Annotated in this window: 24 protein-coding genes; 17 read left to right on the forward strand and 7 right to left on the reverse strand. The window is 66.2% G+C overall.

The genetic code is table 11. From position 1 onward, the window contains the following. The first annotated feature begins 58 nt into the window (after nucleotides 1–58). On the forward strand, nucleotides 59–322 hold the full coding sequence (locus tag ACSQ9E_RS03520; RefSeq protein ID WP_436216932.1) for a hypothetical protein: 264 nt from the start codon (nucleotides 59–61) through the stop codon (nucleotides 320–322). Nucleotides 323–530: 208 nt separating this feature from the next. On the opposite strand, the gene queF is transcribed toward ACSQ9E_RS03520, so the two are convergent. From queF to ACSQ9E_RS03540, 4 genes are all read right to left on the reverse strand, one after another. Beyond that, nucleotides 531–1,382 carry an NADPH-dependent 7-cyano-7-deazaguanine reductase QueF gene (gene queF, locus ACSQ9E_RS03525; RefSeq protein ID WP_436216933.1) on the reverse strand — a complete coding sequence of 284 codons (852 nt, stop codon included), beginning with the start codon at nucleotides 1,380–1,382 and terminating at the stop codon, nucleotides 531–533. A 60-nt stretch (nucleotides 1,383–1,442) separates the two neighbouring features. Beyond that, the gene (locus ACSQ9E_RS03530; RefSeq protein WP_057202086.1) at nucleotides 1,443–2,342 is read right to left on the reverse strand and encodes a 2OG-Fe(II) oxygenase; all 900 of its coding nucleotides are present in this window, start codon (nucleotides 2,340–2,342) and stop codon (nucleotides 1,443–1,445) included. An 8-nt stretch (nucleotides 2,343–2,350) separates the two neighbouring features. Beyond that, nucleotides 2,351–3,130 (reverse strand): peroxide stress protein YaaA, encoded by a 780-nt coding sequence (gene yaaA / locus ACSQ9E_RS03535; RefSeq protein WP_057202087.1) that lies wholly within the window; start codon nucleotides 3,128–3,130, stop codon nucleotides 2,351–2,353. Between the two features lie 153 nt (nucleotides 3,131–3,283). Next, on the reverse strand, nucleotides 3,284–6,487 hold the full coding sequence (locus ACSQ9E_RS03540) for an Rne/Rng family ribonuclease (protein ID WP_057202088.1): 3,204 nt from the start codon (nucleotides 6,485–6,487) through the stop codon (nucleotides 3,284–3,286). Nucleotides 6,488–7,072: 585 nt separating this feature from the next. Between ACSQ9E_RS03540 and ACSQ9E_RS03545 the strand changes: the two genes are divergently transcribed. From ACSQ9E_RS03545 to ACSQ9E_RS03560, 4 genes are all read left to right on the forward strand, one after another. After that, nucleotides 7,073–8,083, forward strand: a complete 1,011-nt coding sequence (locus tag ACSQ9E_RS03545) for an RluA family pseudouridine synthase (protein ID WP_057202089.1) — start codon at nucleotides 7,073–7,075, stop codon at nucleotides 8,081–8,083. 12 nt (nucleotides 8,084–8,095) lie between these two features. Beyond that, nucleotides 8,096–8,767 (forward strand): HAD family hydrolase, encoded by a 672-nt coding sequence (locus ACSQ9E_RS03550; RefSeq protein ID WP_057202090.1) that lies wholly within the window; start codon nucleotides 8,096–8,098, stop codon nucleotides 8,765–8,767. Nucleotides 8,768–8,814: 47 nt separating this feature from the next. Further along, nucleotides 8,815–9,192, forward strand: a complete 378-nt coding sequence (locus ACSQ9E_RS03555; RefSeq protein WP_057202091.1) for a Rieske (2Fe-2S) protein — start codon at nucleotides 8,815–8,817, stop codon at nucleotides 9,190–9,192. A gap of 88 nt (nucleotides 9,193–9,280) precedes the next feature. Then, nucleotides 9,281–10,321: a S49 family peptidase gene (locus ACSQ9E_RS03560; protein WP_057202092.1), complete on the forward strand. Its 1,041-nt coding sequence runs from the start codon at nucleotides 9,281–9,283 to the stop codon at nucleotides 10,319–10,321. On the opposite strand, the gene ACSQ9E_RS03565 is transcribed toward ACSQ9E_RS03560, so the two are convergent. From ACSQ9E_RS03565 to ACSQ9E_RS03575, 3 genes are read right to left on the reverse strand one after another with little or no spacing between them, the layout of a single operon-like run. Continuing rightward, complete coding sequence (locus ACSQ9E_RS03565) at nucleotides 10,322–11,506, reverse strand: toxin-antitoxin system YwqK family antitoxin (RefSeq protein ID WP_436216934.1); 1,185 nt, start codon at nucleotides 11,504–11,506, stop codon at nucleotides 10,322–10,324. It abuts the gene before it with no gap. A gap of 14 nt (nucleotides 11,507–11,520) precedes the next feature. After that, nucleotides 11,521–12,336, reverse strand: coding sequence for an SAM-dependent methyltransferase (locus tag ACSQ9E_RS03570; RefSeq protein WP_436216935.1), 816 nt, complete (start codon nucleotides 12,334–12,336; stop codon nucleotides 11,521–11,523). Then, nucleotides 12,333–12,932, reverse strand: a complete 600-nt coding sequence (locus tag ACSQ9E_RS03575) for a Maf family nucleotide pyrophosphatase (protein WP_057202094.1) — start codon at nucleotides 12,930–12,932, stop codon at nucleotides 12,333–12,335. Before ACSQ9E_RS03575 ends, ACSQ9E_RS03570 begins: the two co-directional genes overlap by 4 nt. Before the next feature lie 25 nt (nucleotides 12,933–12,957). Between ACSQ9E_RS03575 and ACSQ9E_RS03580 the strand changes: the two genes are divergently transcribed. From ACSQ9E_RS03580 to ACSQ9E_RS03635, 12 genes are all read left to right on the forward strand, one after another. After that, the gene (locus ACSQ9E_RS03580) at nucleotides 12,958–13,509 is read left to right on the forward strand and encodes a YceD family protein (protein WP_057268438.1); all 552 of its coding nucleotides are present in this window, start codon (nucleotides 12,958–12,960) and stop codon (nucleotides 13,507–13,509) included. 97 nt (nucleotides 13,510–13,606) lie between these two features. After that, on the forward strand, nucleotides 13,607–13,789 hold the full coding sequence (gene rpmF, locus ACSQ9E_RS03585) for a 50S ribosomal protein L32 (protein WP_005794249.1): 183 nt from the start codon (nucleotides 13,607–13,609) through the stop codon (nucleotides 13,787–13,789). A gap of 108 nt (nucleotides 13,790–13,897) precedes the next feature. Next, entirely contained in the window at nucleotides 13,898–14,953 is a 1,056-nt protein-coding gene (plsX, locus tag ACSQ9E_RS03590; RefSeq protein WP_057202096.1) for a phosphate acyltransferase PlsX, read from the forward strand. Then, nucleotides 14,953–15,930, forward strand: a complete 978-nt coding sequence (locus ACSQ9E_RS03595) for a beta-ketoacyl-ACP synthase III (RefSeq protein ID WP_057202097.1) — start codon at nucleotides 14,953–14,955, stop codon at nucleotides 15,928–15,930. Before plsX ends, ACSQ9E_RS03595 begins: the two co-directional genes overlap by 1 nt. A gap of 57 nt (nucleotides 15,931–15,987) precedes the next feature. Further along, the gene (fabD, locus tag ACSQ9E_RS03600; protein WP_436216936.1) at nucleotides 15,988–16,938 is read left to right on the forward strand and encodes an ACP S-malonyltransferase; all 951 of its coding nucleotides are present in this window, start codon (nucleotides 15,988–15,990) and stop codon (nucleotides 16,936–16,938) included. Continuing rightward, complete coding sequence (gene fabG, locus ACSQ9E_RS03605) at nucleotides 16,935–17,681, forward strand: 3-oxoacyl-ACP reductase FabG (protein ID WP_057202099.1); 747 nt, start codon at nucleotides 16,935–16,937, stop codon at nucleotides 17,679–17,681. Before fabD ends, fabG begins: the two co-directional genes overlap by 4 nt. Nucleotides 17,682–17,784: 103 nt before the next feature. Next, a complete protein-coding gene (acpP, locus tag ACSQ9E_RS03610; protein WP_003058049.1) occupies nucleotides 17,785–18,024 on the forward strand; it encodes an acyl carrier protein in 240 nt (79 codons plus the stop codon). 48 nt (nucleotides 18,025–18,072) lie between these two features. After that, nucleotides 18,073–19,317, forward strand: a complete 1,245-nt coding sequence (fabF, locus tag ACSQ9E_RS03615) for a beta-ketoacyl-ACP synthase II (RefSeq protein ID WP_436216937.1) — start codon at nucleotides 18,073–18,075, stop codon at nucleotides 19,315–19,317. A gap of 89 nt (nucleotides 19,318–19,406) precedes the next feature. Continuing rightward, complete coding sequence (locus tag ACSQ9E_RS03620; RefSeq protein ID WP_436216938.1) at nucleotides 19,407–19,910, forward strand: hypothetical protein; 504 nt, start codon at nucleotides 19,407–19,409, stop codon at nucleotides 19,908–19,910. Nucleotides 19,911–19,923: 13 nt separating this feature from the next. Beyond that, nucleotides 19,924–20,553: an RNA polymerase sigma factor RpoE gene (rpoE, locus tag ACSQ9E_RS03625; RefSeq protein WP_057202102.1), complete on the forward strand. Its 630-nt coding sequence runs from the start codon at nucleotides 19,924–19,926 to the stop codon at nucleotides 20,551–20,553. A gap of 58 nt (nucleotides 20,554–20,611) precedes the next feature. Next, nucleotides 20,612–21,268, forward strand: coding sequence for a sigma-E factor negative regulatory protein (locus ACSQ9E_RS03630; RefSeq protein WP_436216939.1), 657 nt, complete (start codon nucleotides 20,612–20,614; stop codon nucleotides 21,266–21,268). A 192-nt stretch (nucleotides 21,269–21,460) separates the two neighbouring features. Continuing rightward, nucleotides 21,461–22,384: a MucB/RseB C-terminal domain-containing protein gene (locus ACSQ9E_RS03635; RefSeq protein WP_235514442.1), complete on the forward strand. Its 924-nt coding sequence runs from the start codon at nucleotides 21,461–21,463 to the stop codon at nucleotides 22,382–22,384. The last annotated feature ends 106 nt before the right edge of the window (nucleotides 22,385–22,490 follow it).

Genomic DNA, 22,490 nt, shown 5'->3' on the forward strand with positions numbered 1-22,490 from the left:
GGCTTGACGAAGTCTTACATCAAACTTACATTGATCATTCCTCTGGCGGGAGATGGTCATGACGCTCAACGAGCTCCAGCGCATCAAGCAGTGGCATGTGGAACACCGGGTGGAGCATCCGCTGGAATACCACCTGTGGGATCTGGTGCTCACGCTCTGGCTCATGGGCTGGGTGGGCTGGCTGCCCGCCTGTGCCTTTGGCGAGGCCTGGGCCATGCCCCTGTGTTTTGCCGGAACCCTGTTGCCCAGCCTCTATGTGGCCTGGCGTGCACGGGCGCACCGCCTGCACCGATTGCGATGCGATTGGCTCGGCAATGGATAGGGGCTACTGTAAGGCGACGCAATGACGCTGGCGCTCTGCCAAGGCTGGTATCGGCGTTCCATCGCGCTATCGCACACGGCGTATGCAACTGGCACGACTCAGGCCAGTGCCCCCGTGCAAGGGCCGCCCCGCCGCACTGGGGGCGTCCCCCTCCCAGATTGCGAAGCGATGTGAGAGAGGGGGAAGGCGCGAAGCGACTCAGGGGGAGTCACTGCCGTGCCGTGCGTACGTTGCCCGGCAGGGCCTGCGGGTGGCTGGTGCGCAGCGGGTTGATGTCCAGGCCGCCGCGGCGTGTGTAGCGCGCGTAGACCGTGAGCTTGAGCGGCTTGCAGCGCGTCCACAGGTCCATGAAGATGCGCTCCACGCACTGCTCGTGGAACTCGTTGTGGTTGCGAAAGCTCACCAGGTACTGCAGCAGGCCTTCCTGGTCGATGGGTGCGCCGGTGTAGCGGATCTGCACGCTGCCCCAGTCGGGCTGGCCGGTCACCAGGCAGTTGCTCTTGAGCAGGTTGCTGGTGAGCACCTCGGTGACGGCGGGTTCGTCGTGCACGGCGTGCAGCAGTTCGGGTGCGGGCTGGTAGTGCGTGCACTCCACGTCCAGGCGGTCCAGGCTCAGGCCGTCGAGCTCGTGCACGGGTTCCTGGTCAAACAGTTCTGGCAGCAGCAGCCGCACGCCCACGGTGGCCGGGTGTTCAGCTCCGCGCCACACGGCCTCGCTCACGTCGGCACGGATGCGTGCCTGCACCTCGGAGGCATCAGCAAAGCGCGTGTTGTTGAAGCTGTTGAGGTAGAGCTTGAACGACTTGCTCTCGACGATGTTCGGCGTTTCGCAGGGGATGGTGATGTGCGCCAGGGCCACCTGCGGCTTGCCGCGCTGGTTGAGCCACGACAGCTCGAACGCTGTCCACAGGTCGGCGCCGAAAAAGGGCGGTGCGGTGGTGACGCCGATCTCGGCGCGCTTGCCCGCGCGCGGGATGGGGAACAGCAGCGAGGCATCGTACTGGTCCACATAGGCCGAGGCCTTGCCCAACTTGGATTGTTCGGGGGTGTTGTCGTTCATGGAGGGATCCCTTGGTGGCGAGCCTGCGGCGTGCCCGCAGGACTGGCGGCAGGCCTTTGGTTACTTGAATTCTCGTTCGCGCAGCCACTTGGTGGCAATCCACTTCTCGCCGGCGATCACGGGCGCGCCGCCGTGCAGGGTGCGGGTGGAGGGCGCTGCGCGCTCGTAGCTGAAGAACACGGCATTGCCGCGCTGCGGGCCGACTTCGACATGCACGTCGGGGAAGGTGGTGCCGCCGCCTTTCTCGGGCGTGTTGAGGTACATCACCAGGGTGCCCACGCGCTGGCCGCCGCGCTTGAGGATGGTCGCGGTACCGGGCTCGCCCGGGTCGAAGTAGTCGTAGTGCGGCTTGTATTCGGCGCCGGGGCGGTAGTGCAGCACCTGCAGGCCCTCGCCATTCTCGATCGGCCAGTCCAGCAGGCGGGCGATGCGCTCCTCAATGCGCTGCACCACGGGATTTTCGCCGCGCTGGAAGAACATGCCGTCGCTGGTGCGGTCGTCGTTGACTTCCTCGCCGCCGGTCTTGGTGGCCACCGTGAGCGAACGCGCCATGCGCGGCTCGGCTGCGGCGATCAGGGCATCGCACTCTTCCGGCGAGAGCAGGTTGCCGAAGACCACGATGCGCGGCTTGGCCATGGCCAGCAGAATGCTCACCATGCGGTCGCCGGCATCGATCTGGGCGGGCGATTCACCCATCAGGGGCTCGGGCACCTTCACGGCGGACGGCTGGCCCTGCTGCTCGGCCAGGGCATTGAGGTGGTCCTGCAGCGTGATTTCCAGCGCCTCGGCGGCTGTGTCCTCGTTCCAGCCGGCATCGCGCATGGACTGCAGCACCACGGGTGCGGCAAAGCCGGCCTCGGCCTGCTCGATGATCCAGCGGCGCAATTCGGGCGTGATGGCCTGGCGTGCCGCTGCGGCGGTGGTTGCGGTGGATGGCGACTGTTCGGAAGACGATGCCATGGCAGATCTCACTCGTTGGTCTTGCGCCGGAACACCAGGCGCTCCGGTTCTGAGGCGGCGGGAGCAAAAGTGTAGCCCTCCAGGTCAAAGCCCTGGAGGGCATGCGGGGTCGCAAGGCGGTGGGTCACGGCGTAGCGCGCCATCAGCCCGCGTGCGCGCTTGGCGTGGAAGCTGATGATCTTGTAGGTGCCACCCTTCCAGTCCTCGAACACGCATTCGACCACGCGCGCCTTGAGGGCCTTGGTGTCCACCACCTTGAAATACTCCTGCGAGGCGAGGTTCACCACCACCGGCGTGGTGTCGGCCCGCAAGCGCTTGTTCAGGTGCTCCGCGATGCGGCTGCCCCAGAACTGGTAGAGGTTGCTGCCGGCATCGGTGGCCAGGCGTGTGCCCATTTCCAGGCGGTAGGGCTGCATCCGGTCCAGCGGGCGCAGCATGCCGTACAGGCCGCTCAGAATGCACACATGGTCCTGCGCCCATTGCAGGTCTTCGCTGTCCAGCGTGCGCGCATTCAGGCCTTCATAGACGTCGCCGTTGAATGCCAGCAGGGCCTGGCGCGAGTTGGCGGCGGTGAAGCGCGGCCTGAAGGCCTGGTAGCGCGCCACATTCAGGGCCGCGAGCGGGTCGCTCAGCGACATCAGTGTGGCGATGTCCTGGTGCGACTTCTCGCGCAGCACCTTGATCAGGGCCGTGGATTGGGCCACGAACTGCGGCAGCGTGTGCGGCATGTCCGGCGGCAGCGGGGTTTCATAGTCCAGCGATTTGGCGGGAGACAGCAGGAACAGCATGGAGGCGTGGTGGTTCGTCGAGGTCGAACAGAAGGAAAGTGAGACACCGAGGTCGTGGCCGCAAGGATACCGGCATCGGCCGTGCGCCAGCGCAAAGGCGGGGCCCAAAAAGCAAGAAGGCGGCCGAGGCCGCCTTCTTGCGCGCTCACCGCATCAAGCCGCTGGAGGCTGCTCGAAGGGGAGTTTCATCGCCGAGAGGTCGCGGCGGGTTTCCACCAGCACCAGCGGGCCCTCATCGGCCACCACCACGGGTGGACGCTCGCGCGGCACATGGATGGGCTTGGGTTCTGCCGCGATGGCGGCCTGCACGGCAGCGATCTTTGCGGCATCGGAGTTCACCCACTGCAGGCCCGACGATTCGGCGACCTGCTGCAGCGCATCCAGTGGCAGCGTGAACGCCTGCACACGGGGCAGACCCGCTGCGGGGGCCGGCGCTGCCACGGGGGCGGCGGCTGCAGGTGCAGGGGCCGCTACCGGTGCTGCCACAGGTGCTGCTATGGGGGCGGGGGCCTGTACCACCGGTGCGGGGGCTGCCACGACCGGTGCAGCAGCAGGAGCCGGGGCCGGTGCGACGGGAGCGACGGCCACAGGGGCCGGGGCGCTCTCTTGCACTGGAGCCGCGACAGGTGCCGCCACGGGCGCTGCGGCTTCGGTGGCGGCAGCAGGGGCTGCTGCGCTGAAGTAGCTGCGGCGTGGTGGCTCGTCCTGGGGCTCGGCCGTTGCTGTGGCCGGTACATTCGAGGTATCGAAGTCCAGCAGGGGGGCTGCCGGTGCTGCGGCAGCTTCGGCGCCATCGCGTGGACCGCGCTCACCGCGTTCACGGCGGTCACGGCCATAGCGGTCGCGCGAGCGGCGCTCACGGCGCTGCTCTTCAGTGCCTGCGGCTGCGGACTCGTTGCCCGTCAGGTCCAGATCAGGCAGCAGCGCCAGCGGCGAGGTGTCGGCAAAGTCGCCTGCCGGTGCAGCGGCTTCCGTGCCCTCGGCGTTGCGGGGCGCACGCTCGCCACGTTCGCGGCGGCCGGTGCCGTCGCCGCGCTCGCGGCGGGGGCCGCGCTCGCCACGTTCACTGCGCGGTGCCTGGCCGGCGGCGGCGTCGGCGCCACTGCCGATCGGGCCTTCCACCTGGGCACCGGCGACTGCCGCTGCCTGCTCGCCATTCAGGGCGGCGCCATTGGCCTGGTTGCGGCCTTCGCTGTCGTTGCGGCCACCACGGCCGTTGCGGCCGCCGCGTCCTTCACGTCCCTCGCGGCCTTCACCCTCGGGGCGGCGCTCGCCGCCTTCGCGCGGTGGGCGGCTGCCCTGGACTTCGGCGTCGCGGGGTGCACGGCCTTCGGCCGGGCGTTCGCCACGGCGGCCACGTCCTTCTGTGGCGCCATCGCGGTTGCCGCCTTCACGGCCGCCACCTTCGCGCTGGCCATCGCTGCGGCCGGGCGCATCGCGGTTGCTGCGGCGTCCGCCACGGCCTTCGCCGCGGCCATCACGGCGGGGTTCGCGGGCGGTGGTTTCCGCGGCGGGTGCGGCTGCTGGTGCAGGGGCCGCCACCGGTGCAGGCGCTGCCGCCGGTGCGCCACCAAAGCCGAACAAGCCCTTGATGAAGGCAAGAATCCCTTGCTCCTGAGGTGCAGCAGGCGCTGCCGCAGCGGGTGCCGGTGCGGGCGTGGGCGCAGCAACTGGCGTGGCCGCAGGGCGCTGGCCCTGGCCGGCGCGCGGTGGGCGGGCCGCGCCTTCGGGGCGGGGCTCGACCTGCGGTGCCGGTGCGTCGGGCAGCACGCCCTTGATCACCGGGGTCTGCTTGTTGGTGGGCTCCTGCGAGCGGCGCGTCACGGCCGTGGGGTCTTCCACTTCTTCGGCGAGCTTGTAGCTGGCTTCGATGTGGTCCAGGCGCGGGTCGTCGTGCTTCAGGCGTTCCAGGCGGTAGTTGGGGGTTTCCAGCGTCTTGTTGGGAACCATCAGCACGGCCACGCGTTGCTTGAGCTCGATCTTGGCGATTTCGGTGCGCTTTTCGTTCAGCAGGAACGAAGCCACTTCCACCGGCACCTGGCAGTGCACGGCGGCCGTGTTGTCCTTCATCGACTCTTCCTGGATGATGCGCAGGATCTGCAGCGCCGAGGATTCGGTGTCGCGGATGTGGCCCGAGCCGCCGCAGCGTGGGCAGGGGATGGACGAGCCTTCGGACAGCGCGGGCTTCAGGCGCTGGCGGCTCATTTCCATGAGGCCGAACTTGCTGATGGTGCCGAACTGCACGCGGGCGCGGTCCTGGCGCAGCGCGTCGCGCAGGCGGTTTTCCACTTCGCGGCGGTTCTTGCTCTCCTCCATGTCGATGAAGTCGATCACGATCAGGCCGCCCAGGTCGCGCAGGCGCATCTGGCGGGCCACTTCGTCGGCGGCTTCCAGGTTGGTGCGCGTGGCGGTTTCCTCGATGTCGCCGCCCTTGATGGCGCGGGCCGAGTTCACGTCCACGCTGACCAGCGCTTCGGTGTGGTCGATCACGATGGCGCCGCCCGAGGGCAGTTGCACGGTGCGGGCGTAGGCCGATTCGATCTGGTGCTCGATCTGGAAGCGGCTGAACAGGGCGGCGTCGTCGCGGTAGCGCTTCACGCGGGCGGCATGCTCGGGCATGACGTGCGCCATGAACTGCTGCGCCTGTTCGTAGATGTCGTCGGTATCGATGAGGATGTCACCGATGTCGTTGTTGAAGTAATCGCGGATCGCGCGGATGACGAGGCTCGATTCCTGGTAGATCAGGAAGGCGCCCTTGCCACCCTTGGCAGCGCCGTCGATGGCGTTCCACAGCTTGAGCAGGTAGTTCAGGTCCCACTGCAGCTCGGGCGCGGTGCGGCCGATGCCGGCGGTGCGCGCGATGATGGACATGCCATTGGGGTACTCCAGCTGGTCCATCGCCTCCTTGAGCTCGGCGCGGTCCTCGCCCTCGATGCGGCGCGAAACGCCACCGCCACGGGGGTTGTTGGGCATCAGCACCACGTAGCGGCCGGCCAGCGAGACGAAGGTGGTCAGGGCCGCGCCCTTGTTGCCGCGCTCTTCCTTTTCGACCTGGACCAGCAGTTCCTGGCCTTCGCGGATCACTTCATTGATGCGCGCCTGGCTGGGCGAGACGCCCGGGGCGAAGTAGCTGCGCGAGATTTCCTTGAACGGCAGGAAGCCGTGGCGGTCTTCGCCGTAGTCGACGAAGCAGGCTTCCAGCGAGGGCTCGACGCGTGTGACGACGGCCTTGTAGATGTTGCCCTTGCGCTGTTCGCGCCCTTCGATCTCGATCTCGTAGTCGAGGAGCTTTTGTCCGTCGACGATGGCCAGGCGCCGCTCTTCGGGCTGCGTGGCGTTGATGAGCATCCGCTTCATGATGCGTTTCCTTCTTGTGTTTCGCGGAGGGCAGCGGCGCAGCCAACACAGCTGCAGCGGGCTGCCACCCGCAGTTCCAAAACAATGAACAAGCTCTACAGGAGCTGTGAATGCCTGGACTGACGCATCGAAACGAAGGGAATTGCCGGGGATGCCGAAAGCCTGCCGCGCGTTAGCGCGGCAGCGAAAGGCAGGGGCGCATGGAAGGGGGCGAGTGGGAGAGGCGCAGTTTTGCCACGAACAAGGTGGCTGGTTGCGCTGGCCGGACGGTCGTTGCAGGCAATTGCGCGCGCATGGCCAGGGGCATGCGCCACCGCCACAAGGTCACAATCCAAGCCATCAACAACCACATGCTCGCTTCGATCCGCTGACAGACCCTGCCCTGGTGGGGCGCATCTGCCAGCTTGGGGGATTCCGTATCAGTGTTTCAATCTGTCAGCCCGCCGGCTGGCACCCAGGCCATTGCAGGCATCTGGCCTGCAATCTGCGTGGGCGACACCCGCTGGCATCGACCTGCCTGCGCCCGTGTTGTGATCGCGTGGACTAAACTCCAGACAAATCAACCACTTACACAGCAACGCGCAGGTGAAACACATTATAGGGGGCAAACCGCCGTCCGGCCCCGCCCCGGCTTCCAACCCGCCCGCCGCCCGGCTCGTCGAGGTCGATGAGGACTCTGCAGGCCAGCGCCTCGATAACTTTTTGATACGCCACCTCAAGGGCGTGCCCAAGACGCATGTCTACCGCATCATCCGCAGCGGCGAGGTGCGCATCAACAAGGGCCGCGCCAGCGCCGATACCCGCGTGGAAGCGGGCGATCTGGTGCGCCTGCCGCCCGTGCGCATCTCCGAGAAGGTGGCCGAGAAGGCCGAGCGGCCTGCGCCCGCGCGCGAATTCCCCATCCTGCTCGAAGATGAGCACGTGATCGCAATCGACAAGCCTGCGGGTGTGGCCGTGCATGGCGGCAGCGGGGTGAGCTTTGGCGTGATCGAGCAGCTGCGCCAGGCGCGACCCACCGCGAAGTTCCTGGAGCTGGTGCACCGGCTGGACCGGGACACCTCGGGCATTTTGCTGGTGGCCAAGAAGCGCTCGGCGCTCACCCACCTGCAGGACCAGTTCCGCGAGCGCGAAACCGGCAAGACCTACCTGGCGCTGGTCACCGGGGTGTGGACCGCCAGCAACAAGGTCATCGACCTGCCACTGCACAAGTATTTGCAGGCCGATGGCGAGCGCCGCGTGCGCGTGACCACGGCCGACGACCCTGACGGCATGCGCTCGATCACCCTGGTCAAGGTGCGCCAGGCCGTGCCGGCGCGCCAGGAACAGGGCCTGCCGGCCATGACGCTGCTGGAGGTGACGATCAAGACCGGGCGCACGCACCAGATCCGGGTGCACTTGGCGAGCCAGGGCCACGCCATCGTCGGTGACGACAAGTACGGCGATTTCGAGTTGAACAAACGCTTGCAGAAGCTGGGCATGCGGCGCATGTTCCTGCACGCGTGGCGGTTACAGTTCAACCACCCGGCCAGTGGCGAGCGCGTTGCGCTCAACGCCCCACTGCCGCCCGAGCTGGCCGATTTCGTACCCTCTGCCTGAGTGCCTTGCCCCATGCGTCCCACGTCCCGCCCCCGCCGTTTCGACCTGATTGCCTTTGACTGGGATGGCACCCTGTTCGACTCCACGCAGATCATCGTGCGCTGCATCCAGGCGGCCGTGAAGGACGTGGGCGGCACCGTGCCCACGGACCAGGCGGCCTCGTACGTGATCGGCATGGCCCTGATGCAGGCGCTGGCCCATGCCGCGCCCGACGTGCCGCCCGAAAAGTACCCGGAGCTGGCCAATCGCTACCGTTTTCACTATGTGCAACACCAGGACGACCTGAGCCTGTTCGAGGGCGTGCTGCCGATGCTGGCCGACCTGCGCGATGCCGGGCACCTGATCACGGTGGCCACGGGCAAGAGCCGGCGCGGCCTGGACGATGTGCTGCATTCCAAGGACCTCAAGGGCGTGTTCGACGGTTCGCGCACGGCCGACCAGACGGCCGGCAAGCCCCACCCGCTGATGCTGCAGGAGCTGATGGCTGAGTTCGACGTGCTGCCCGAGCGCGTGCTCATGATCGGCGACACCACGCACGACCTGCAGATGGCGCTCAACGCCGGCTGTGCCAGCGTGGGCGTGAGCTATGGGGCGCACGAGCCCGACGCCTTCCACGTGCTGCAGCCGCTGGCCGTGGCGCATTCGGTGCGCGAGCTGCACGACTGGCTGCGGGCCAACGGATAGCCTCTTCATCGGTCACTTTCTTCATCTGCCACTGCCGTTGTCCTCCCATGAGCACTGCCGAGCCTGCCTCCATTCCCTTGTGCAACAGCGCCGATCTGGTGGATGGCGGGCTGGCGGTGCCCTTTGATGTGAAATACGCGGGCCAGACCTGCAGGGCCTTTGCCATTCGCTACAGCGGGGCGCCGCATGCCTACCTCAACCGCTGCACGCATGTGGCGATGGAGATGGACTACCAGCCCGACCGGTTTTTCGACGATTCCGGCAACTGGCTGCTGTGCGCCACGCATGGAGCGGCCTACCTGCCCGACACCGGCCAGTGCGCGGGCGGGCCGTGCCGGGGCGGGCTGGTGAAGATAGCCCTGTCGGAGTCCGATGGTGCAGTGCACTGGCATACTGCATACAACCTCCAGCCCGTCGAGTTTTAGGGGTGTTCCCTGGCTCGTCCTGTTTTTTGCATATTTGCCTGTGGCGGCCTGCCCGCCAAGGGCCGCATGGTGTCTCAAAAGGCCTGAAATGACCGATCCCCAACAGCCTGGAATCCCGGGTTCCGACAAGAATTTCCCCCCGTCGCAGGACCTGTGGTCGCAATCGGCCGCCCCGTCCGGCGCCCGCGCGGCTGTGCAGGAGCCTGGGTGGGAGCGCGCCACGCTGGAGAAGCTGGCCTTTGCGGCCCTCAGCGAGCAGCGCTCGGCCCGCCGCTGGAAGATCTTTTTCCGCTTTGCCTGGTTGCTGCTGATCGTTGCGCTGGCCTGGGGCGCCATGCGCCAGGCATCGACCGGCGCGAGCAAGAGCACGCCGCACACGGCGGTGGTGGACATCAAGGGCGAGATCGCCTCGGGTGCCGAGGCCAGTGCCGAGTTCGTGGTGGCCGCCATGCGCAGCGCCTTCGAGGACGAAGGCTCTCAGGCCGTGGTGCTACTGATCAACTCGCCGGGCGGCAGCCCGGTGCAGGCCGGCATCATCAACGACGAGATCGTGCGCCTGAAGGCCAAGTACAACAAGCCCGTGTATGCCGTGGTCGAGGAGACCTGTGCCTCGGCCGCCTATTACATCGCTGCGGCGGCGGATGAAATCTTCGTGGACAAGGCCAGCATCGTGGGCAGCATCGGCGTGCTGATGGATGGCTTTGGCTTCACCGGCATCATGGAAAAGCTCGGTGTCGAGCGCCGCCTGCTCACGGCAGGCGAGAACAAGGGGTTCCTCGATCCCTTCAGCCCCCAGACCGAGAAGCAGCGCGAATACGCGCAGGCCATGCTCAACCAGATCCACCAGCAGTTCATCGGCGTGGTGAAGGCTGGCCGGGGCGACCGGCTCAAGGTCACGCCCGAAACCTTCAGCGGCCTGTTCTGGACCGGCCAGCAGGCCGTGGAGATGGGCCTGGCCGACAAGCTCGGCAACCTCGACTACGTGGCGCGCGAGGTGGTCAAGGCCGAGGAGATCATCGACTACACGCGCCGTGACAACGTAGCCGAGCGCCTGGCCAAGCGCTTCGGCGCGGCCATGGGCATCGGCGCCGCCAAGGCGATGATGTCTGCCGGGCCGCAGCTGCGCTGATCAGGAATCCAGTCCGCCAGCCTTGCGCTGGCGCGATCCGTCTTCCAGGATGGTGTCGTCGGCCAGCAGCTTGCCGGATTCGTCCCATTGCTTGCGCGCTTCCAGCCGCGTGCGGCCCCGGTTGTCCGGTGCCGTGTATCGGTCTTCCTGGGCCACGCGGCCATTGGCGTGGAACTGCTGCTGAATGCCGGTGCGCTGCTGCTGTTCGGTGAGCAGTTCCCGGCGCGTGAGCCGGCCCTCGTCATCGCGCAGTTCGCGCTGGATGCGGGTGGACTCCCCGATGCCGGTCATCGTCGAGCGTTCGCGTGCCGCCCCGTTGAGGTACCAGCGCTCAAGCAGCACTTCGCGCCCATCGGCATAGCCATGCTGTTCGATCAGCTGGCCCGTGCTGCCAAAACGGCGCAGGCTGTGCAGCGGGCCGCGCGTGTCGCGCAGGAAGCGCTGCTCATCTGGCGTGAAGATGCGCTCTTCGCGCAGCACGCTCTTGCCGCCTTCGGTGAAAAAGCTGCGGTGCACGCGCCGCCCTTCCTCGTAGAGCATCTGCTGCGCCACCACGCCATCGCTCGTCCATTCTGTGGACAGCAGCAGCCGGCCCTGGTCGTAGCGCACCTGGCCGGCCTTGGTGCCAGCACTGGTATACAGCGGGGTGTCCGCAGCGCCTTCGAAGCCGCAGGGCTTGCGGTCTTCGGGCAGGACGCTGGCGCGCGGGCACTGCAGCCGCGTGGGCTGGCCGGCGGCGTTGTATTCGATGACGAACTGCTCCTGCCCTCCCGTATGGAAAGAAAGGCGTTCGGGCCGGCCATTGGCATCGAAGCGGCGCACGGCCCCGACCGTGCTGCCGTTCTCGGCGAATTCCTCGCGCTTGAGCTGTCCGTTGGGCCAGAACTCGGCCACGCGGCCCTGGCTGTTGCCGCGCTCGTTTACGCTGCGCTCGCGCGTGAGCTTGCCCTCGCGGTCGAAAAAGCGCTCCCGGCCCAGGTACTTGCCGTCCTTGAGCTCCTGCTCGCGCTGCAACTGGCCGGTGTTTTCGTCGCGGCAGCGCAGCAAGCCGGTCAGTCCCGCGGTCTCGGCGCCGTTGGACGGGTTGACGCTCTTGCCGTTGAATTCGCAGCGGACGATGGCGTGTGCGCCCGTGGCACAGGTGCCCAGGGCAAGGAGCAGAAGGGCTGCTGAGAGGCTTTGCATGGCATGGAGCGGGCTCAGCGGCCCAGGGCAAACACGATGGGTGTGCGGTTGCTGGGTACCAGGGGCTGGGCGCGCCACTGGCGCACGAGCTGGCTGCGGATCTGGGCGCTGGGCAGCGTCAGGCCACTGGCCAGTGCCAGGCGGGTGTGGGGCTGAAGGGTCTGCACCAGGGCCTGCCAGAGCGCGGGGTTGCGGTAGGGCGTCTCGATGAACAGCTGGGTCTGGCCGGTCTTGAGGGCCAGGGATTCGAGCTCGCGGATGCGCTGCGTGCGTTCCTGCCCGTCCTGTGGCAGGTAGCCGGCAAAGGCAAAGCTCTGGCCGTTCAGGCCGCTTGCGGCCAGGGCCAGTAGCAGCGAAACGGGGCCGACCAGTGGCACGACGGGAATGCCCAGGTCGTGCGCGGCGCGCACCACGGACGATCCCGGGTCGGCCACGGCCGGCATGCCGGCCTCGCTGACCAGGCCCATGGCGTGGCCAGCCAGTGCCGGGGCCAGCAGGGGCTTGGCGTCGAACGTGGCGGAGCCCTTGTCGCCATGGTCGCCTTTCTTGTGCACCTCGCGTGGCAGCTCGGTGATTTGTTGCTGCTGCAGAGGTGTTGCCAGTGGGTGCAGGGCATCGATGCGCTTTAAGTATGCGCGGGTGCTCTTGGCGTTCTCGCAGATCCAGTGGGTGAGCTGCGCGGCCTTCTGCAGGGTGCCGGCGGGCAGGGCGTCCTGTAGCGGCGCTTCCACGTCGCAGCCGAAATCGAGGGGGGCGGGTACCAGGTACAGCGTGCCGCTGGCGGCGGCGCCGGATGGCGCATCCGTGGGGGTGGCGGGGCGGGTGCTCATGGCAGAACCACTCCGGCAGCGCGCAGCATGCGGCAGGTGCGGATCAGCGGCAGGCCGATGAGGGCTGTGGGGTCGTCGCTGTGGATGGCGTCGAGCAGGGCGATGCCCAGGCCTTCGCTCTTGGCGCTGCCGGCGCAGTCGTAGGGCTGCTCGGCGCGCAGGTAGCGCTCGATTTCGTCGTCCGACAGGTCGCGAAAGCGCACTTCCACGGGGGCGATGTCCACCTGCTCGAAGCCGCTGGCCTGGCACACGGTGGCCACGGCGGTCTGGAAGATGACTGTCTGTCCGCGCATCTGGCGCAGCTGCTGAACGGCGCGCTCGTGGGTGCCGGGCTTGCCCAGCGGCTGGCCGGCCAGGTCGGCCACCTGGTCGGAGCCGATGACCACGGCCTCGGGATAAAGATGTGCCACGGCCCGGGCCTTGGCCAAAGCCAGGCGCAAAGCCAGATCGCGCGGGGCCTCGCCCGCGCTGGGGGTTTCGTCCACATCGGGAGAGGCGACCTCGAAAGGCAGGTTCAGGCGCGAGAGCAGTTCGCGGCGGTAGCGCGAGGTGGAGCCCAATACCACAGGGCGTTGCAGGGCAGGGGATTGATGCATTCGCTGATTCTCTTACACTGCCGCCATGACCAAGGAATTCTCAGTGGACCGGCTCGACGTCAAAGCGTTTGCTTTGGCCGGCGCGCGCCTGGCCGGCCATGATTCCCTTTTGAAGTATGAGCGCCTGGCCCAGGAGGCCCGGGGGCTGCACCCCGACCTGCTGGTGGACTGGCAGGCGCAGGGAGAGGTGCGCACGGCGCTTGGCGGCGCAGGCCAGGTGTGGCTGGTGCTCAAGGTGCGTGCGTCCTTTCCCATGGAGTGCCAGCGCTGCCTCACGCCGGTGGATGTGCCGCTGGAGGTGGACCGCGCGTTTCGCTTCGTGGCCGACGAGGCTACCGCCGAAGCCCTCGACGACGAGAGTGAAGAGGACTTGCTGGCAATGACCCGTGAGTTCGACCTGCACGAGTTGATCGAGGACGAGTTGCTCATGGCGCTGCCCGTGGTGCCCAAGCATGACGAGTGCCCGACGGCTGTGCCGCTGGCATCGACGGACGATGACTTCGAGGCGGCAAGCGCCGACAAGCCCAATCCTTTTGCAGCGTTGGCAGGCCTCAAGAAAGACCGCAAGGGACACTGAATCCATTTGGGATATAATCGAGGGCTTCGCGCGAATCCCTCGTGTCTTCTATGGGCTCATCGCGTATTTACCAACCTATTTAAGACCAGGAGCCATCATGGCCGTTCAGCAAAACAAAAAGTCCCCTTCCAAGCGCGGTATGCACCGCTCGCACAATGCCCTGAATGTGCCAGGCATTGCAGTGGAGCCCACCACCGGCGAAACCCACCTGCGCCACCACATCAGCCCCAACGGTTTCTACCGCGGCCGCCAGGTGCTCAAAAACAAGTCTGAAGCCTGATCTTCAGTACCCTTCAAAGGCCCGTAGCTACGGATTCTGTAGCGCGGGCCTTTGTTTTGACCGTTGTATCCATCTTCCGGCCAGCGCAGTTGGCCGGACAAGTCGCCCATGATCACACTGGCTGTTGACTGCATGGGGGGCGATCACGGCCCCCGCGTCACGCTCGCGGCGTGCCGTCAGTTCCTTGGCAATCACCCGGATGCCCGCTTGCTGCTGGTCGGCCTGGCGGACAGCCTGAAGGATTTTTCCCATGACCGCGCCACCATCGTCCCTGCCACCGAGGTGGTGGCCATGGACGATCCGGTCGAGGTGGCCCTGCGCCGCAAAAAAGACTCTTCCATGCGCGTGGCCATCCAGCAGGTCAAGGATGGAACTGCGGGGGCGGCGGTTTCTGCTGGCAATACCGGCGCCCTGATGGCCATTGCGCGCTATCTGCTCAAGACCCTGGACGGCATTGATCGGCCTGCCATTGCCACCCAATTGCCCAATAACCAGGGGCGCGCCACCACGGTGCTCGACCTGGGTGCCAATGTGGACTGCTCGGCAGAGCATCTGCTGCAGTTCGCGGTGATGGGTTCGGCCCTGGTGTCGGCCTTGCGCGATGATGGCGGTGAGCCCACGGTCGGGCTGCTCAATATTGGTGAAGAGATCATCAAAGGCAGCGAAGTCATCAAAAAAGCGGGTGAACTGTTGCGATCTGCTGCCGAGGCGGGTGATCTCAACTTCTACGGCAACGTCGAGGGCAATGACATCTTCAAGGGCACGGTGGACATCGTGGTCTGTGACGGCTTTGTCGGCAACGTGGCGCTCAAGGCCAGCGAAGGGGTGGCTGCGATGGTGATAGGAGGGCTCAAAAATGAGTTTTCTCGCAACATCTTCACAAAAGCCGCCGCTATCGTTGCCTATCCGGTGCTAAAAGCGCTCATGATTCGCATGGACTATCGGCGCTACAACGGCGCGGCACTTTTGGGGCTGCGCGGACTGGTGTTCAAGAGCCATGGCTCGGCCGATGCCATGGCCTTCGAGCAGGCCTTGAACCGGGCGTATGATGCAGCCCGCAACAACCTGCTCGACCGTGTCCGGACCCGGATTGCGCACGCGGCGCCACTCCTGGCCCCAGCCGATGCCCAGCCCAGGCCTGCTGCGGCGACGACGACACATTAATGAGACGCTATTCCCGCATCACCGGCACTGGCAGCTATCTGCCACCGCGCCGGCTCACGAATGCCGACCTCGTGGCCGAGTTGGCCCGCGCTGGCATCGAAACCTCGGACGAGTGGATCGTTGAGCGCACGGGGATCCGGGCGCGGCATTTCGCCGCCTCTGATGTGACGGCCAGCGACCTGGGTCTCGAAGCAGCTCGCAATGCCTTGCAGGCTGCGGGCCTGCAAGCGCAGGACATCGACCTGATCATCGTCGCCACGTCCACGCCGGACATGGTGTTTCCCTCGGTCGCTTGCATCTTGCAGCACAAGCTGGGTGCCAATGGCTGCCCGGCGTTCGATGTGCAGGCCGTGTGCAGCGGTTTCGTCTATGCATTGGCCGTAGCCGATTCGATGATCCAGACCGGCGCGGCGAACCGTGCCCTGGTGATTGGCGCCGAAGTCTTCAGCCGCATCCTCGACTTCAAGGACCGGACCACCTGCGTGCTGTTCGGTGATGGTGCCGGTGCCGTGGTGCTGGAGGCGTCCGAGACGCCCGGCATCCTGTCGAGCGACCTGCATGCCGATGGCAAGCATGTCGGCATCCTGTGCGTGCCGGGCAATGTCTCGGGTGGCCAGGTGCTGGGCGACCCGGTGCTCAAGATGGACGGCCAGGCCGTGTTCAAGCTGGCCGTGGGCGTGCTGGAAAAGGCCGCCCATGCCGCGCTGGCCAAGGCGGGCATGACCGAAGCCGATGTGGACTGGCTGATCCCCCACCAGGCCAACATCCGCATCATGCAGGGCACGGCCCGCAAGCTCAAGCTGTCGATGGACAAGGTGGTGGTCACGGTGGACCAGCATGGCAACACCTCGGCAGCGTCGATTCCCCTGGCGCTCGACCATGCGGTGCGCAGCGGGCAGGTCAAGAAGGGTGAAACGCTGCTGCTGGAAGGCGTGGGCGGTGGATTCACCTGGGGTGCCGTGCTCCTGAAGCTGTAGCCCGCCGCCTTTTGGGCGGCCTGCAGAACCCGATTCCTCTTATCTATCTGTGCTGGCATGAAGTCATTTGCATTTGTTTTTCCCGGGCAGGGCTCGCAGTCGGTCGGCATGCTCGATGGCTGGGGTGGCCACCCTGCGGTTGCCGAGACCCTGCGTGAGGCCTCGGATGCCCTGGGCGAGGACATTGCCCTTTTGATCAAGGCAGGCCCCAAGGAGGCGCTGGCCCTGACCACCAACACGCAGCCTGTGATGTTGGCCGCCGGTGTGGCGGCATGGCGCGTGTGGCGTGCCGAGGGTGGTGCGGCGCCCGTCGCGCTGGCTGGGCACTCGCTGGGTGAGTATTCGGCGCTGGTTGCGGCAGGTGTGCTGACGCTGTCGCAGGCTGCGCCCCTGGTGCGTCTGCGCGCTGCCGCCATGCAGGAGGCTGTGCCTGTGGGTACCGGTGCCATGGCGGCCATTCTTGGCATGGATGCGGGCAAGGTCATCGCCGGTTGCGCCGAAGCGGTGGCCACCTTCGGCCCTGGCAGCGCCGAGGTGGTGGAGGCCGTGAATTTCAACGACCCCATCCAGACCGTGATCGCCGGTACCAAGGCGGCGGTGGACAAGGCCTGCGAGGTGCTCAAGGCCGGCGGCGCCAAGCGTGCGCTGCTGCTGCCGGTGTCGGCGCCTTTCCATTCGAGCCTGATGAAGCCCGCAGCCGACAAGCTGCGCGAGGCCCTGGCTGCGGTGGTGCTGGCGGCGCCCGCCATTCCCGTGGTCAACAACGTGGATGTGGCAGTGCACAGCGATGCCGACGCGATCCGCGACGCCTTGGTGCGCCAGGCCTTTGGCGCCGTGCGCTGGGTGGAGTGCGTGCAGGCGCTCAAGGCGCGCGGCGTGACGCACATTGTGGAGTGTGGCCCCGGCAAGGTGCTGGCGGGTCTGACCAAGCGCATCGACCCCGAGTTGGTCGGTGCTGCAGTATTTGACACGGCCTCGCTGGCCGAAGCACGGGAGTTGCTGGCATGACGGATTCTGTTCAACCCACCCAGGTGGCCCTGGTCACTGGCGCATCGCGCGGCATTGGCGCGGCGATCGCGCTGGAGCTGGCCGTGCGCGGCTACCAGGTGGTCGGCACGGCCACTACCGATGACGGCGCTGCCCGCATTTCGGCGGCCCTGGCGGCCTACCCGGGCTCCAAGGGGGTCAATCTGAACGTGAACGACGGTGCAGCCATCGAGGCCACCATCGACGCCATCGTCAAGCAGCAGGGTGGCCTGCACGTGCTGGTGAACAACGCCGGCATCACGCGCGACACCCTGGCCATGCGCATGAAGGACGACGATTGGGATGCGGTGTTGGACACCAACCTCAAGGCGGTCTTTCGCGTGAGCCGCGCCGCCATCCGTCCCATGATGAAGCAGCGCTTCGGGCGCATCATCAGCATCACCAGCGTGGTCGGTGCATCGGGCAACCCAGGCCAGGCCAACTACGCGGCCGCCAAGGCCGGCGTGGCCGGCATGACGCGCGCACTGGCGCGTGAACTGGGCAGCCGCAGCATCACGGTGAACTGCGTGGCCCCTGGATTCATCGAGACCGACATGACCGCCGGCCTGCCCGAAGAGCAGCAAAAAGCCCTGCAAACGCAGATCGCTTTGGGCCACCTGGGCAAGCCTTCGGACATCGCACACGCGGTCGCCTACCTCGCTTCACGCGAGGCCGGCTATGTGACCGGGCAGGAGTTGCATGTCAATGGCGGCATGTACATGTAATTGTTGAAAGATAACGCCGGTTCATCCGGACGGCGGGCTGCTGAGGGGCTTCTCCTTAAGCGGCTAGAATCGCGGATTCATTCACAACCCCCAGAGGGAAACCATGAGCGATATCGAAGCACGCGTCAAAAAAATCATTGCCGAACAACTCGGTGTGGAAGAGTCCCAAGTCACCAATGAAAAGGCCTTCGTGGCAGACCTCGGTGCCGACTCGCTCGACACCGTGGAACTGGTGATGGCCTTGGAAGACGAGTTCGGCATCGAGATCCCTGACGAAGACGCCGAGAAGATCACGACGGTGCAAAACGCCATCGATTACGCCAACACCCATCAGAAGGCCTGAGCCGGCGCACTGCGCCTGACTTGAGCGATCAGCAGAAGGTTTTTACGCATGAGCCGTCGTCGCGTTGTCGTGACCGGCCTGGGTTGCGTCAGCCCCGTGGGAAACACGGTGGCCGATGCCTGGGCCAATGTCCTCGCTGGAAATTCCGGCATTGACCTCATCACCAAGTTCGATGCGTCGAACTTTTCCTGCAAGATCGCAGGGGAGGTCAAGGGGCTTGACCTGGAGTCGTACATCAGCGCCAAGGACGCGCGCGCGATGGACGCCTTCATCCATTTCGGCATTGTCGCGGCAGCGCAGGCCATACAGGATGCGGGGCTGCCCACGGGAGATGCGCTGGACGACGAGTTCGCCACGCGCATCGCCTGCGTGATCGGATCCGGAATCGGCGGCCTGCCGCTGATCGAGGACACCCATGCCGAGCTGACCAACCGCGGACCACGGCGCATCACGCCGTTCTTCGTGCCGGCATCCATCATCAACATGGTGGCGGGTCATGTGTCCATGCGTTTTGGCTTCAAGGGCCCGAACCTGGCGGTGGTGACCGCCTGCACGACGGGGTTGCACTGCATTGGCGAAGGCGGCCGCATGATCGAGTACGGCGATGCCGATGTTGTGATTGCCGGCGGTACGGAATCCACGGTGTCGCCGCTGGGCATTGGTGGCTTTGCCGCGATGCGCGCGCTGTCCACCCGCAACGATGACCCCAAGACGGCGTCGCGCCCCTGGGACAAGGACCGTGACGGCTTCGTGCTGGGTGAGGGTGCGGGGGTGCTGGTGCTCGAAGAGTACGAGCACGCCAAGGCCCGTGGCGCCAAGATCTATGCCGAGCTCAGCGGCTTTGGCATGAGTGCCGATGCCGGGCACATGACCGCGCCGAACATGGACGGCCCGCGTCGCGCCATGATCAGCGCCATGCGCAATGCCGGCATCAATCCCGGCGATGTGGGTTACCTGAACGCGCACGGAACCTCCACACCCCTGGGCGACCTCAACGAGACCAATGCCATCAAGGCGGCCCTCGGCGAAGCCGCATACAAGACGGTGATCAGTTCCACCAAGTCGATGACGGGCCACCTGCTCGGCGGGGCGGGCGGGATCGAAAGCGTGTTCACCGTGCTGGCACTGCACCACCAGAAGGTGCCGCCGACCATCAACCTGTTCAACCAGGATCCCGAGTGCGATCTCGATTACTGCGCCAACACGGCCCGTGATGTGAAGATGGACTATGCGCTCAAGAACAACTTCGGCTTCGGTGGGACCAACGGTTCCCTGGTATTCAAGCGGGTTTGACGGCTTGATGCCAGTGCCCTTGCGGGTACTGGCATGCTGTTTGCGGCAAACTGCAGGACGATGATGCACCTGCATTCCCCCTCCTTTCCATGAATTCCATGGCGCGCCAGGCCCCTGCAGTGCGCTTGCCCGTGCGGCGCAGCCGCGCCGTGGGCGCTGTGCTGGCCGCCGTGGCGCTGGCCGGTGCTGCGGTGCTGTGGGCCTGGTGGCTGCTGGGGGCCGGGCAGGGGCTGATCCCTGCACTGGCCGGTTCGAGCGCTTGGCTGGCCGCCGTGGCAAGTGCCTGGCACTGGTGGCTGGGCCAGTTTTGCGGAGAGTTGCATTGGGATGGCCAGCAGTGGTGGCTGGATGCGTTGCTTCCAGGAACCTCGCCGGTGATGCTGCAAGGTGCTCCAGAGGTGCAGTGGGACCTGCAAGGCCACTTGTGGGTATGCGTCCAGGAGGCGCAAGGCCGCCAGCGCTTCTGGCTATGGCTGGAGAGCCGCCAGCAGCCCGAGCGGTGGACCGATCTGCGCCGTGCGGTATATTCGCGCGCCGGAACGGGCACTGTGAGTGCCGGAGAGTTCGCGCCGATCCACAGCCGAGAGGCGTGAACCCAGAGATTCGATGACAGCCCAAACGCCGCCTCCCACACCCGACAACAGCGATCTTCTCCTGGTGGAGCGCGCGGTGGCGGGCGATCAGCGGGCGTTCGAGCTGCTGGTCATCAAGTACCAGCGCCGTATCGAGCGCCTGATCGGCCGCATGGTGCGCGACACCGACATCATCCCGGACATCGCGCAGGAAACCTTCATCCGCGCCTACCGGGCCTTGCACCAGTTCCGGGGCGACGCCCAGTTCTATACCTGGCTGTACCGGATTGCCGTCAATACCGCCAAGAAGGCGCTGATGGACATGAAGCGCAACCCGGTGATTTCAGAAAACGCCTTGAGGGGCTCTGACGATGAAGATGAAACTTCTCGTGTCGGGCATGAACTAACCAGCGACGAGACCCCTGAAACGGTGCTGGCTGCCCAGGAAATCGCCCAGGCGGTGAATGCTGCCATGGAGGCGCTGCCCGAGGATTTGCGCCAGGCAGTGACGCTGCGCGAGATCGAGGGGCTCAGTTACGAAGAGATCGCTGCTGCCATGGGCTGCCCCATCGGCACGGTGCGGTCGCGTATTTTCCGCGCGCGGGAGGCGATTTCGGCCCGCGTGCGCCCGATGCTGGAAAACCAGACGGGCAAAAGGTGGTGATGGTGCGGTGTACGGCAAGGGTAAAGCAGTGTCTGGTGACGGATATGCAGGTGAGACCATGAACAATGATGTGATGACGACGAAGCGCGAACAGATTTCGGCGTTGGCCGATGGCCAGTTGCATGGCGATGCGTTTGCGGATGCCATCGCCTGCACAGGCGATGACGAAGGGCTGGCCACATGGCAGCTCTACCACCTGGTGGGTGATGTGCTGCGCTCGAACGAACTGGCGCGTGCCGACAGTGGCAATGTTCTGCTCTCGCGCCTGCGCGAACAGATGGCCCAGGAGGCGCCGGTGCGGCGCCCGGCCGCGTTGGTACCCGAACCGGCCCTGGGTGTGGTGGCGCAGGCCCGGTTGCCAGCGGCCAATGCCTCGGTGTTCCGCTGGAAGATGGTGGCGGGGGTGGCCTCGCTGGCTGCCGTGGCGGCCATCGGGTGGTCTTCCGTCGGCATGCTGCAGGGCGGCAGCGGGGTTTCGGGGGCCCAGATGGCTTCTGTGGGAGCGCCTGTGATCCAGACTGCTCCGGCACCGCAGGGTGTCATGCAGCCGGGCTCCATGATCGCCGTGGCCGAGAACGAAGGCCAGCAGGTGATGATCCGCGATCCGCGCCTGGACGAGCTCCTGGCGGCCCACAAGCAGTTTGGCAGCACGTCCGCGCTGCAGATGCCTGCGGGCTTCCTGCGCAATGCCACCTTTGCCACGCCCAGCCGCTGAATTTGCCTGACCTGACGCGCCACAATGGGATGGATCTCTGACTTTGCCCTGGCGCATGCCGCCGCACGGGTGTGGCGGCGTGCTGCGATCGCTGGCCTGGCCTTGTGGCTGTGCGCTGGCTTGTTGCCTGCTCCAGCGCATGCGCAGTCTGCGCAGAGTTCGGTAGCGTCCGCGTTGCCGCCCCTGTCTCCGGTGAGTCCCGTGCGCGACATCGGCCAGTGGATAGAGCGCATGCACCAGGCGCCCCGCAATCGCCCCTATGTCGGTACCTTCGTGGTGCTGTCCTCCTCGGGCGCGATGTTCAGCTCGCGCATCTGGAATGCCTGTGACGGCAAGCAGCAACTGGAGCGGGTGGATGGCCTGAGCGGCACGCCGCGCAAGGTGTTCCGGCGCGACGGTGAAGTGCGCACCTTCTTGCCAGAGGAGCGCACGGTGCGCACCGAGCGCGGTGACGCGCGCGGGCTGTTCCCGCAGTTGCCGTCGGTGCAGGGCACGTCCCTGGCCAGGCACTATGAGGCCCAGGTGCTGGGCCAGGAGCGCGTGGCCGGCCTGGATGCGGACGTGGTCTGGTTCAAGCCGCTGGATCCCCTGCGTTTCGGCTACCGCATCTGGAGCGAAAAGGAGTCGGGCCTGGTGGTCAAGTTGCAGACCCTGGCGACCGATGGCCGGGTGCTGGAGCAGGCGGCCTTTTCCGAACTCGACCTCAATGCCACCGTGCCTCTGGACAAGCTTTCGCGCATGATGGACGACGTATCGGGCTACAAGGTGATTGCCCCTGCGGCGGTGAAGACCACGGCGCTGGAAGAGGGTTGGCGCATGCGCCAGCCGGTGGCCGGCTTTGTGCCGCAAAGCTGCCACAAGAGGCTGGCGGCTGCGGGGCCCGCAGAGGCGTTGCCGGTGCTGCAGTGCCTGTACTCCGATGGCCTGGCGACTGTGTCGCTGTTCATCGAGCCCTTCGATGTGAAACGGCATGGCGCACAAGGCCAGTTGGGCAGTGTGGGCGCCACGCAGATGCTGGGCCAGCGCATGGCCTCCGATGCCTGGGTGACGGCCGTCGGTGAGGTGCCCATGCAGACGCTGCGCCTTTTCGTCGGTGCATTGGAGCGCGCGCGCTGACCTGGCGCGGCGAACAGCCCTGGTACTGCGTGGTTTTCGGGAACCAAATGCAGGCCCGCCTCTTCACAGGCTGTGACACTCTTTTTCGCGTTCCCCACAATTTGAA

The organism is Acidovorax sp. LjRoot118, assembly GCF_964253575.1.
In the GTDB taxonomy this organism is placed as follows: domain Bacteria; phylum Pseudomonadota; class Gammaproteobacteria; order Burkholderiales; family Burkholderiaceae_C; genus Acidovorax.

Coding starts and splice junctions, on each gene's coding strand:
- ACSQ9E_RS03520 (WP_436216932.1), top strand. CDS start 59: ATGACGCTCAACGAGCTCCAGCGCATCAAGCAGTGGCATGTGGAACAC.
- queF (WP_436216933.1), bottom strand. CDS start 1,382: ATGAACGACAACACCCCCGAACAATCCAAGTTGGGCAAGGCCTCGGCC.
- ACSQ9E_RS03530 (WP_057202086.1), bottom strand. CDS start 2,342: ATGGCATCGTCTTCCGAACAGTCGCCATCCACCGCAACCACCGCCGCA.
- yaaA (WP_057202087.1), bottom strand. CDS start 3,130: ATGCTGTTCCTGCTGTCTCCCGCCAAATCGCTGGACTATGAAACCCCG.
- ACSQ9E_RS03540 (WP_057202088.1), bottom strand. CDS start 6,487: ATGAAGCGGATGCTCATCAACGCCACGCAGCCCGAAGAGCGGCGCCTG.
- ACSQ9E_RS03550 (WP_057202090.1), top strand. CDS start 8,096: ATGCGTCCCACGTCCCGCCCCCGCCGTTTCGACCTGATTGCCTTTGAC.
- ACSQ9E_RS03555 (WP_057202091.1), top strand. CDS start 8,815: ATGAGCACTGCCGAGCCTGCCTCCATTCCCTTGTGCAACAGCGCCGAT.
- ACSQ9E_RS03560 (WP_057202092.1), top strand. CDS start 9,281: ATGACCGATCCCCAACAGCCTGGAATCCCGGGTTCCGACAAGAATTTC.
- ACSQ9E_RS03565 (WP_436216934.1), bottom strand. CDS start 11,506: ATGCAAAGCCTCTCAGCAGCCCTTCTGCTCCTTGCCCTGGGCACCTGT.
- ACSQ9E_RS03570 (WP_436216935.1), bottom strand. CDS start 12,336: ATGAGCACCCGCCCCGCCACCCCCACGGATGCGCCATCCGGCGCCGCC.
- ACSQ9E_RS03575 (WP_057202094.1), bottom strand. CDS start 12,932: ATGCATCAATCCCCTGCCCTGCAACGCCCTGTGGTATTGGGCTCCACC.
- ACSQ9E_RS03580 (WP_057268438.1), top strand. CDS start 12,958: ATGACCAAGGAATTCTCAGTGGACCGGCTCGACGTCAAAGCGTTTGCT.
- rpmF (WP_005794249.1), top strand. CDS start 13,607: ATGGCCGTTCAGCAAAACAAAAAGTCCCCTTCCAAGCGCGGTATGCAC.
- plsX (WP_057202096.1), top strand. CDS start 13,898: ATGATCACACTGGCTGTTGACTGCATGGGGGGCGATCACGGCCCCCGC.
- ACSQ9E_RS03595 (WP_057202097.1), top strand. CDS start 14,953: ATGAGACGCTATTCCCGCATCACCGGCACTGGCAGCTATCTGCCACCG.
- fabD (WP_436216936.1), top strand. CDS start 15,988: ATGAAGTCATTTGCATTTGTTTTTCCCGGGCAGGGCTCGCAGTCGGTC.
- fabG (WP_057202099.1), top strand. CDS start 16,935: ATGACGGATTCTGTTCAACCCACCCAGGTGGCCCTGGTCACTGGCGCA.
- acpP (WP_003058049.1), top strand. CDS start 17,785: ATGAGCGATATCGAAGCACGCGTCAAAAAAATCATTGCCGAACAACTC.
- fabF (WP_436216937.1), top strand. CDS start 18,073: ATGAGCCGTCGTCGCGTTGTCGTGACCGGCCTGGGTTGCGTCAGCCCC.
- ACSQ9E_RS03620 (WP_436216938.1), top strand. CDS start 19,407: ATGAATTCCATGGCGCGCCAGGCCCCTGCAGTGCGCTTGCCCGTGCGG.
- rpoE (WP_057202102.1), top strand. CDS start 19,924: ATGACAGCCCAAACGCCGCCTCCCACACCCGACAACAGCGATCTTCTC.
- ACSQ9E_RS03630 (WP_436216939.1), top strand. CDS start 20,612: ATGAACAATGATGTGATGACGACGAAGCGCGAACAGATTTCGGCGTTG.